This is a genomic window from Streptomyces sp. NPDC030222, assembly GCF_055573115.1.
Genome location: NZ_JBVICA010000037.1, coordinates 22,539 through 30,449 on the forward strand (window position 1 = coordinate 22,539; position 7,911 = coordinate 30,449).

The following is a 7,911-nucleotide window of genomic DNA, read 5'->3' on the forward strand; positions in this document are numbered from 1 at the left end:
CTCAGGACGGGCGGGCCATGGCGGCGACGAAGGCGCGTTCGACGTCGGCAGCGGAGAGGACGCCGTAGATCTCACCCGTCTCCTCCACGACGAGGTACTCGGTCGCGGGGGTGGCGCGGAGCGACTCCAGGAGGGGTTCGCCGGCGAGTTCCGCGGAGACCTTCATGCCGTCGGTGAGCTCCTGTGCGAGATCGCTGACCGCGACCCAGGGGCGGCGGTGCTCGGGGACTCCGGCGATGGCCGCCTCGCGTACGAGGGCAATGGGGCTGCCCTGGCCGTCGACGACCACGAGCGCCCGGGCACCGGACTCGTTGGCGCGGCGCAGCGCCTCGGAGAGAGGGGTGTCGGCGGTGACGGGGACGGCGCGGCGGGTGAGGGTGCGGGCGCGGAGCTCGGGGAGGTGTTCGCGCAGCCGGGCCATGCGCAGACTGCTTCCGGCTCCGGTCCAGATGATGGCGGCGAGGATGGCGGCGAGCAGCGCGTCCATCACGGTGTCCATGCCGTCCATGCCGTCGGTGGCGTTGCCGAAGGCTCCGCTGTGGGTCAGCAGGGGCAGTCCGATGAGGACGGAGACGGCGAGGGCCCGGCCGACCCAGGCGGCCGCGACGGTTCCGCTCATCGGCTTCCCGGTGATCTTCCAGACGACGGCACGGAGCATCCGGCCGCCGTCCAGCGGGAGACCGGGCAGCAGGTTGAACACCGCGACGATGAGGTTGGAGATCATCAGGCCGGCCAGCAGGACGCCGGGGACGGTGCCCGGTTCGACGGCCTGCATGCCGAGGTAGAAGACACCGGCGAGAGCCAGCGAGAGGAGCGGCCCGACGAAGGCGAGGACGAATTCGCGGCCCGGGGTCTCGCACTCCTTCTCGATCTCGGAGACGCCTCCGAAGAACTGGAGCTGGATCCGGCGGACCGGCAGTCCGAACCGCAGGGCCGCGACGGTGTGGGCCAGTTCGTGGACCAGCACGGAAGCGTAGAAGGCCACGGCGAAGAAGAGGGACACGAGGTACCGTGCGGTGCCGAGTTCCGGCAGGACCCGGTCGAGCTGGCCGCCGAAGACCCAGGTGATCAGTGCGGCGACCAGGAACCAGCTGGGCGCGACGTACACGGGCACGCCGAAGATGCGGCCCATGAGCAGGCCGCCGCCGGCCTCATCCCTGCGCTGGGGCGTGTTGCTTCCGGGCGCGGCGCCGTGGTCTGCTCCCCCTGCGCCGGACTGCGGGCGTCCGCCGTCGCCGCTCTTCTCCACGGTGTCCTTTCGGTTCGGATTCGTCCCTCGGTTACGCACCGATCATCCTGCGTGCGAGGGGTTTGCGTCGATGGTATGCGGACCACTGTCAGTGGCGGGCCGTAGGGTCTGTGTCATGAGTCCGAGCACCGAGCAGTCCGCGACAGCGGAGCCGCCCTCGTCGCTGTCGCCTTCACGGGCCGGCGATTTCATGCAGTGCCCTCTGCTGTACCGGTTCCGGGTGATCGACAAACTCCCCGAGAAGCCGAGTGAAGCGGCCACCCGGGGCACGCTGGTCCACGCGGTACTCGAGCGGCTCTTCGACACCCCCGCCGCCGAGCGTACGGCGCCGCGGGCCAGATCGCTGATCCCGGCTCAGTGGAACCACCTCGTGGAGTCGAAGCCGGAGCTCGGGGAGCTCTTCGCGGAGGATCCCGGGGGAGAGCGGCTGGCCGGGTGGCTCGCGGAGGCGGAGGCGCTGGTCGAGCGCTGGTTCACGCTGGAGGACCCGACCCGGCTGGAGCCGGTGGAGCGCGAGTTCTTCGTGGAGACGGAGCTGGACTCGGGGCTGCGGCTCCGCGGGATCATCGACCGGGTGGACGTGGCGCCGACGGGTGAGGTGCGGATCGTCGACTACAAGACGGGCAAGGCGCCCCGTCCGGAGTACGCCGAGGGTGCCCTGTTCCAGATGAAGTTCTACGCGCTGGTGGTGGCGCGCCTGAAGGGGATCGTGCCGCGCCGCCTCCAGCTGGTGTACCTCGGCAGCGGCGAGGTGCTGACGTACGACCCGGTGCCCGCGGACCTGGAGCGGGTGGAGCGGAAGCTGCTGGCGCTGTGGGACGCGATCCGGCAGGCGACGGAGACGGGCGACTGGCGTCCGCGGCCGAGCAGACTGTGCGGCTGGTGCGACCACCGGTCGTTGTGCCCGGAGTTCGGCGGGACGCCCCCGGTATACCCGCTGCCGGTGCCGCCTGCGCAGTCGTAGCGGCTGCGGGCCGGATCGGCCCGATCGGGCCTGGGGCAGAATGGGGCGGGTCCGGGGGCCTGCCCCGGGCCGGGGGACAGAGAAGGAGACGACGTGGCGATCCGCGTCCTGCTGGTGGACGACCAGCCGCTGCTGCGCACCGGCTTCAGGATGATCCTGGAAGCCGAGCAGGACATCGCGGTGGTGGGCGAGGCCGGGGACGGTCTGCAGGCCCTGGACCAGGTGCGGGCGCTGCAGCCCGATGTGGTCCTGATGGACATCCGGATGCCGCGGATGGACGGTGTCGAGGCGACCCGCCAGATCACCGGTCCGGGCCGTGACGGTCCGGCGAAGGTGCTGGTGCTGACCACGTTCGATCTCGACGAGTACGTGGTGGAGGCCCTGAAGGCCGGGGCATCCGGCTTCCTGCTGAAGGACGCGCCGGCGCACGAGTTGGTCCAGGCGATCCGGGTGGTGGCGGCCGGCGAGGCGATGCTCGCCCCGAGCATCACGCGCCGGCTGCTGGACAAGTACGCGGACCATCTGCCCTCCGGCGAGGAGGCGGTGCCCGACACCCTGAGCACCCTGACCGATCGCGAGGTCGAGGTGCTGAAGCTCGTCGCGCGCGGTCTGTCGAACGCGGAGATCGCGGCGGATCTGTTCGTCAGCGAGACGACGGTCAAGACCCATGTGGGCCATGTGCTGACGAAGCTGAGGCTCCGCGACCGGGTGCAGGCCGCGGTCTACGCGTACGAGAGCGGACTGGTACGCCCGGGCGCGCAGTGAGTCGGTCGCCTGGCCTGCGGCGGCGCGCTGCGGGTCGGAGGCCGTGAGCGTGCCATGCGCCGGGGGCCGGGTGCCGTGCGGGCGGGGAGGCCGGCGGCCGTGTGGCCCACGTGGGCCTTGAGGCCCGGCGGTGGCCCGGCACGGTCACCGGACACACGAAACGGCCGGAGCCCCTGGTGGAGCTCCGGCCGCGTCGGGTCGGCCCTCTTCGGGTCAGCCCTTGTCGATCTCCCAGAAGCGGAAGACCGTCGAGGCGTCGAGACTCCACTCGAGGCCGGTGATGTTGTCCGCGGCGACGGCGTACTGCTTGCCCTGCCACAGCGGGATCACCGGGACGTCCTCGGCGACGATGTCCTGGAGCTCACGGAACGGCTTGTCGGCAGACGCACGGTCGGTGAGGCCCGCCGTCTGCGGCAGGAGCTTGCCGGTGATCTTGTCGTTCTCGTAGTTGTTGGCGAGGACGTTGTCCTTGCCGAAGAACGGCGAGGTGAAGTTGTCGGGGTCCGGGTAGTCCGGGATCCAGCCCTTCACGTAGACGGCGTACTTCCCGGCCTCGGCGTCCTTGGCGTACTGCGCGAAGTCGACGGACTTGACGTCCGCCTCGAACAGGCCGCTGTCGTTGAGCTGCTTGGCGATGGCCTCGAAGACCTGGACCGTGGCCGGGCCGTAGCGGCTGGGAGTGGCCCACAGGGTGAGCTTCACCTTGTCCTTGACGTCGGAGGCGCGGAGGGCGGCCTTGGCCTTGTCGACCTGCGGTCCGTTGCCGTACCGGTCGAAGAACGCCGTGCTGTGGCCCGCGATCCCGGCCGGGATGATCGAGTACAGCGGTTCGGCCGTCGACTGGTGGACGTCGGCGACCAGCGCCTCGCGGTCGATGAGGTAGGCGATGGCCCGGCGGACGCCGAGCTTGCTGACGACCGGGTCCTTCATGTTGAAGACCAGGTGCTGGACCTCGGCGCTGGTGCCCTCGACGACGTCGATGCCCTTTGCGCCCTTGGCCTCGGCGTTCTTGATCTCGTTGATGTCGCCGGCGCTGAGACCGCGGTAGGCGAGGTCGACCTCGCCCTTCTGCAGTGCGTCGGCGAGTGCCTTCTGGTCGTTGTGGAAGAGCTTGATCCGCATGGCCGGGTTCTTGGGCTTGGCGTCGCCCTTGTACTCCGGGTTGACGGCGAAGGCGGCCTCGTCCTCTCCGAACGACTCCAGCGTGTAGACACCGGACCCGACTGCCTTGCCGTCGGTCCGCAGGGCGTCCATCTCGTACTCGCGGTGGTCGACGATCGACCCGGCACCGGACGCGATCTTGCTGGGGAAGGTCGCGTCCGGGACCTTCAGCTTGAAGACGACGGTCTTCTCGTCCGGCGTCTCGATACCGTCGATGGTGGAGAGCATCGAGGCGGGACCGTTGGCGTCGTCGATCTTCAGCGTGCGCTCGAAGGAGAACTTGACGTCCTTCGAGGTCAGCGGGTTGCCGTTGGAGAACTTCAGACCCTCGCGCAGGCTGCAGGTGTAGACCTCGCTGCCGCCCGAGCCGAAGGAGCAACGCTCCGCGGCATCGGGCTGCGGAACGGAGCTGCCCTTGGGGAAGCTCATCAGGGACTGGAAGACGTTGTTGAACAGCAACCAGGAACCGGGGTCGTATCCCGAGGCGGGGTCGGTGGCCTGGATGTCGTCCGACATCCCCATCACCACGCCCTCGCCCTCGCTCGCCGAACCGCCCCGCTCAGTGCCACAACCGCTGAGGAGACCGGCCGCCAGTCCCGCCGCGAGCGGGGCCGTCAGCCACTGGTTACGTATCTTCACCTGCACGTGCCTCACAGTCTTGCTGATGTGCTCCCGGTGCGGGGTGCCGCAACCGGGTCCTGCTGTGTCAGCCGACTCCGCGCCCGAGCTCCCAGAGCTGCAGGTCGGCAGACGAATTGAGCGCCCACTCGACACCCGTGACGCTGTCGCGGGCAGCGACGTACTGCTTGCCCTGCCACAGCGGCAGCACCGGGATGTCGGTGGCCACGATGTTCTGCATCTTCTCGAATGCCTTGGACGCGCTGTTGCGGTCGCCCGCGCGACGCGAGTCCGGGATGAGTTTTTCACGGATTTCGCGGTTCACGTACGGCGAGTTCAGGAAGTTATCTTCGTCGAGGAACGGCGCGATGTAGTTGTCGGGGTCCGGGAAGTCCGGGAACCATCCGAGACCGAAGACCGCGTACTTGCCTGCCTCCTGCGCGGGGACGAACTTCGACCATTCGATCCCCTCGACGGAGACGTCGAACAGCCCCGAGCCGTTGAGCTGCTTCTTGAGCGTCTCGAACTCCTGCTTGGTACCCGGACCGTAGTGGTCGGTGGTGTAGTGCAGGGTGAGCTTGACGGGCGTGGAGACGTCCGCGTCCTTGAGGACCTTGGCGGCCTTCTTCGGGTCCGGCTCGCCGTACTTGTTGTAGAACGCGTTGGTATGTCCGGCGATGCTGGACGGGATCAGCGAGTACAGCGGCTCGGCCGTGGCGCCGTACACCTCGGAGGTGATCGCGCTGCGGTCGATCACCGAGGCCATCGCCTGGCGGACCGCCTTGTCCTTGACCGACGCGTCGTCGGTGTTGAAGCCGAGGTAGCGGATCTCGAGACCCGGCATCTCGACGAGTTCGACACCCTTCTCCGGGTTGTCGGACATCTGCTTGATCTGTGCGGGCGACAGGGTGCGGGCCATCATGTCGATCTCGCCGGACTTCAGCGCCTCACCCATGGCGTCGGCGTCCGGGAAGGACCGCAGCACGACCTCGTCGTTGTTGAGCTTGAGGTCGCCCTGGTAGTTGGGGTTCTTGGTGAAGACGGCCTTGACCACCCGGTCGCCCTCGACCTCGGTCTTCACCGTGTAGGGACCGGAGCCGTCGACGTCGAAGCCTTCGCGCAGCTTGCCCTTGGCGTACTTGTCCTGGTCGACGATGGCCGCGGCCGGGGTCGCGAGCTTGTACGGGAAGGTGGCATCCGGTGTCTTCAGATGGAAGACGATCTCGTCGTCGCCCTTGGTCTCGATGGTGTCGATGTTGGACAGCAGACCGACCGGACCGTCGTTGATGCCCAGGACACGCTCGATGGAGAACTTCACGTCGTTGGCGGTGAGGGCGGCGCCGTCGGAGAACTTCATGCCCGGGCGCAGGCTGCACCGGTAGCTCTCGTTCGCGGTGTCGGTGAAGGCGCACTTGGACGCCGCCTCGGGAACCGGCTCGCCACCGCCGCGCGGAACGTGCGTCAGCGTCTGCATCGTCTGGCGCAGCACGCTCCAGGCACCGGCGTCGTAGGCGAAGGCAGGGTCGAAGGGAGCAGGGCTGTCCTCGGTGGCCACGAACTGGTCCGTGGTCCCCACGACGATGGCGTCGCCGTCGTCGCTCCCGCTCCCGGAACCGCCGCATGCGGCGAGCAGGGGCGCGAGCAGCCCGGCGATCGCCGGCAGCACCAAGGTCTTGCGCTTCATCCTGGACGTTCTCCCTTGTCCGGCCTGGTACAGCGGTGTACGTCGACTCCGCCGCCGTCGCCCGGTAGGGCAGTCGATCGGGCCGGTACAGAGCGATCAGGCCCGTGATCCCGGCGACGGGGGTGTGTGCGGGACCACGGAGAAGGGCGGCGAAGTCCTCGCGACGAGACTAGTGCGCACCGCCGCGCGCGCCGGAACACCGCCGACTCAGGGGGTGATCACATAGCGTTCACAGGCGCAGGCGGACCGATATCGAGTCAGGCGGAATGATTCGTGCACCGCCAGATGAATCCGGACACAAGGGCACCCGATTCCGGCTTTCGGCGGCGCCACCGAGACCTCGCATGAACAGAGCCGAACACCGGGCAGTGATGAACGTCACTCGATAGATGGTCAAGGAAAGTAAATGGAACGGACTCGAACGTTTATCAACCCATTCGATCGTCCACGCTCCGTGAATGTCTCAGTTCATTCCGGTGATGAGAGTACGGAGAAACGCAAGATCGACGACCTCCAGTGAATCCACGACCACACGGCCGAGCGCCGGAGGGATCGCCGCGACGGAGGGCACGGCGACGACCCGGCAGCCGGCACCCTCGGCCGCGGCCACACCGGTGGCGGTGTCCTCGATGACCACGCAGCGGGTGGGGTCGGCGCCCAGGCCCTGGGCGGCCAGCAGGTACGGGTCGGGGTGCGGCTTGGTCCGCGCGACCTCGTCGCCCGCCACGGTCAGCCCGAAGTGCTGCCGGCCCAGCGAGTCCAGGACCCGGTCGATGATCCGGCGGTGCGAGGCCGAGACCAGAGCGGTCGGCACGTTGTGCCTGGCCAGCTCGGTCAGCAGCCGCTCGGCGCCCGGCATCAGCGGCACGCCGCGCCCGATCCGGTCCTCGAAGCGCTCGTTCAGGAGCACGGTGAGCTCGGGGAGGGTGATCGCCGCCCCGGTGGCCTCGATCAGGTAGCCGGCGCTACGGGTCATGGGCCCGCCGACCACCACGTCGCGCCACGCCTCGTCCAGCTCATGGCCCAGATCGGCGAAGACCTCGACCTCCGCATCCCACCAGAAGTCCTCGGTGTCCACGAGGGTGCCGTCCATGTCGAGGAAGACCGCCTCGAGTACGGGAGCACCGCTCTCGTTCACCGGGGAGGGGGAGCCCTCGGCCGTGCGGGTACCGAGCGCGGGGACCGTGTCGGTCATACGGGCACACCTCCTGGAGGGACGAAGAGGCCGGCTGCATCTCCCGGGGGGGTGCCATCGGGAAAGGCAGCCGGCCTTCACTGGGCCGACCAGTGTACGACGTCCGCGCCGCTTGCGTCGGACGAGCAGGTGTACGGCAGATCAGCGCGCGTTGAAGTACTTCGCCTCGGGGTGGTGGATGACGATCGCGTCGGTGGACTGCTCGGGGTGGAGCTGGAACTCGTCGGAGAGGATCACGCCGATCCGTTCCGGCTGGAGCAGTTCGGCGATCTTGG

The 7,911-nt window shown here is 68.7% G+C and carries 6 protein-coding genes; 2 read left to right on the forward strand and 4 right to left on the reverse strand.

What is annotated here, in order from left to right; translation table 11 throughout:
- Nucleotide 1: 1 nt before the first annotated feature.
- Nucleotides 2-1,249: a site-2 protease family protein gene (locus ACZ4Z5_RS32650; RefSeq protein ID WP_468269779.1), complete on the reverse strand. Its 1,248-nt coding sequence runs from the start codon at nt 1,247-1,249 to the stop codon at nt 2-4.
- 115 nt (nt 1,250-1,364) lie between these two features.
- On the opposite strand from ACZ4Z5_RS32650, the gene ACZ4Z5_RS32655 reads away from it, so the two are divergent.
- Both ACZ4Z5_RS32655 and ACZ4Z5_RS32660 read left to right on the forward strand, forming a co-directional pair.
- Entirely contained in the window at nt 1,365-2,213 is an 849-nt protein-coding gene (locus tag ACZ4Z5_RS32655; RefSeq protein ID WP_468269781.1) for a RecB family exonuclease, read from the forward strand.
- 93 nt (nt 2,214-2,306) lie between these two features.
- Nucleotides 2,307-2,978, forward strand: coding sequence for a response regulator (locus ACZ4Z5_RS32660; protein ID WP_468269783.1), 672 nt, complete (start codon nt 2,307-2,309; stop codon nt 2,976-2,978).
- Between the two features lie 213 nt (nt 2,979-3,191).
- Here the strand turns inward: ACZ4Z5_RS32660 and ACZ4Z5_RS32665 are convergent, their stop codons facing one another.
- The 3 genes from ACZ4Z5_RS32665 to ACZ4Z5_RS32675 all read right to left on the reverse strand — a co-directional run bounded on the left by ACZ4Z5_RS32665 (nt 3,192) and on the right by ACZ4Z5_RS32675 (nt 7,636).
- Nucleotides 3,192-4,778: an ABC transporter substrate-binding protein gene (locus tag ACZ4Z5_RS32665; RefSeq protein WP_468269785.1), complete on the reverse strand. Its 1,587-nt coding sequence runs from the start codon at nt 4,776-4,778 to the stop codon at nt 3,192-3,194.
- 67 nt (nt 4,779-4,845) lie between these two features.
- Nucleotides 4,846-6,441, reverse strand: coding sequence for an ABC transporter substrate-binding protein (locus ACZ4Z5_RS32670; RefSeq protein WP_468269787.1), 1,596 nt, complete (start codon nt 6,439-6,441; stop codon nt 4,846-4,848).
- A 463-nt stretch (nt 6,442-6,904) separates the two neighbouring features.
- Complete coding sequence (locus ACZ4Z5_RS32675; protein ID WP_468269789.1) at nt 6,905-7,636, reverse strand: HAD family hydrolase; 732 nt, start codon at nt 7,634-7,636, stop codon at nt 6,905-6,907.
- Between the last annotated feature and the right edge of the window lie 275 nt (nt 7,637-7,911).

Excerpts from the sequence above, each read along its gene's own strand:
- ACZ4Z5_RS32675 (WP_468269789.1), bottom strand. The coding sequence starts at position 7,636 with ATGACCGACACGGTCCCCGCGCTCGGTACCCGCACGGCCGAGGGCTCC.
- ACZ4Z5_RS32670 (WP_468269787.1), bottom strand. The coding sequence starts at position 6,441 with ATGAAGCGCAAGACCTTGGTGCTGCCGGCGATCGCCGGGCTGCTCGCG.
- ACZ4Z5_RS32655 (WP_468269781.1), top strand. The coding sequence starts at position 1,365 with ATGAGTCCGAGCACCGAGCAGTCCGCGACAGCGGAGCCGCCCTCGTCG.